The organism is Rhodococcus sp. 05-2255-1e (assembly GCF_002259025.1).
GTDB lineage: Bacteria > Actinomycetota > Actinomycetes > Mycobacteriales > Mycobacteriaceae > Rhodococcoides > Rhodococcoides fascians.
On the sequence record NZ_NOZE01000025.1, the window covers coordinates 1 to 1879 of the forward strand.

Genomic DNA, 1879 nt, shown 5'->3' on the forward strand with positions numbered 1-1879 from the left:
GGGGTCAGGTTCGGGGTCGTCAGATCCGGGATCTTCCCGGTCTTCGCGAACTCCCACAACCACTTCGGACGCATGACGCCCTCGGGAGCGAACTGGACCATCGCTTTGAGATCCATCTTCTCCGGAATCGACGGGCTACCCCAGTCGCGGCCGTTGGAGAACGACCAATCCAACGTCATGATCAACCCCACAGCACCGGCAGCGCGGGCCCGCTCCATCCGCTGCAACAAGATCTCCCGCGAGCCGACCCAGTACATCTGGAAGAACGTCTGCGGATTCGCCGCCGCGACCTCCTCCACGGACTTGCTCGCGAACGAGGACAACCCGATCGGAATACCCCGCGCCGCAGCAGCTCTCGCCACCGCAACCTCACCGTCGGGGTGCACGGCCTGCACACCCGTCGGGGAAATCATCACCGGAAACGACAGGGGCTGCCCCATCACCGTCGTCGACAAGTCCCGCTTGTCCGACAACCCCGCCACGTGCGGAGCGAAACCCAACTCGCCGAACGCCGCCATGTTGTCGTCGATGGTGATACCGCGTTCGGAGCCGGCCACCAGCGCGGCATACACCGATTTCGGTAGACGCTTCTTCGCCCGCCGCTGCGCTTCGGCAACGGTCTCGAACCACGCACTCTTCGCCATGACTACGCTTCCTGTTCCATTCCTGCGAGCGGATTTTCGTCGCAGATCTTCGTCGGTGGACGCATCATCAACGTCAACGGCACCGACTTACGGGGAGTCTTGCGCTGACCGGTACGCGAATGATCGACACTGGACTTGGGGATCTCCCCCGCCGCCGCCAACGCCATCTCACCGTTGCCGATCACGCATTCGGGATCCGGACCGTCCATCGGCAGACCCGTGAAGAACTTCGCCGCCATGCACCCACCCCGGCACGCATCGAAATGCGCACACTTGGTGCACGCACCCGAGGTCTGCGGCGAGCGCAACTCCTGGAACAATTCCGAGGTCTGCCAGACGGTTTGGAATCCGCCCATACCGTCCTTGGCATCGCGGACGATATTGCCCGCGAGGAAGTTCTCGTGAATGGCGAACGGGCACGCATACACGTCACCGATCGGATCGATCAAACACACCACCCGCCCCGCACCACACAAGTTCAACCCCGGCAGAGCGTCACCGAACGCCGAGAGGTGGAAGAACGAATCACCCGTCAACACACCCTCCCCGTTCGCCACGAGCCAGTTGTACAACTCGCGCTGCTGACCGGCCGTCGGATGCAGATCATCCCAGACATCCGCACCACGACCCGACGGCCGTAACCGCGTGATCCGCAGTGTCGCAGCATATTTGTCGGCCAACGCCTTGAAGTCGTCGAGCTGCGACACGTTGTGACGAGTGACGACGACCGAGATCTTCGCATCCCGGAACCCGGCCTCCTTCAGATTCTCCAACGCCCGGCACGCCATGTCGAACGAACCCGGACCACGCACCGCGTCGTTGACCTCCGCCGTCGCCCCGTCGATGGAAATCTGCACATCGACGTAATCCGACGCCGCTAACCGTGCCGCGACTTGTCTGTCGATCTTGACTCCGTTGGTGGAGAACTTCACCCCCACCTGATGCGCCGTCGCATAGTCGACGAGCTCCCAGAAATCGCTGCGGACCGTCGGCTCACCGCCACCGATGTTGACGTAGAACACCTGCATCTTCTGCAACTCGTCGATGATCGACTTGCACTGCTCGGTGGAGAGCTCACGCGGATCACGACGACCCGACGACGACAGACAATGCACACACGACAGATTGCAGGCGTAGGTCAACTCCCACGTCAAACAAATCGGAGCATCGAGACCGAGCTCGAACTGATCGACCAATCTCCCTACCGGAGCTGGTCTTTCGAGGGTGGAAGTCAT

Annotated in this window: 2 protein-coding genes; both read right to left on the minus strand. The window is 61.9% G+C overall.

All coding sequences use genetic code 11. The annotated features are described in order from the left end of the window. A partial coding sequence (locus tag CH262_RS17160; protein ID WP_179275030.1) for an alpha-hydroxy-acid oxidizing protein occupies positions 1–644 on the minus strand: 644 nt, incomplete at its 3' end. Positions 645–646: 2 nt separating this feature from the next. Beyond that, positions 647–1879: mycofactocin radical SAM maturase (gene mftC, locus CH262_RS17165; RefSeq protein WP_094643281.1), on the minus strand; the 1233-nt coding region annotated here is incomplete at its 5' end.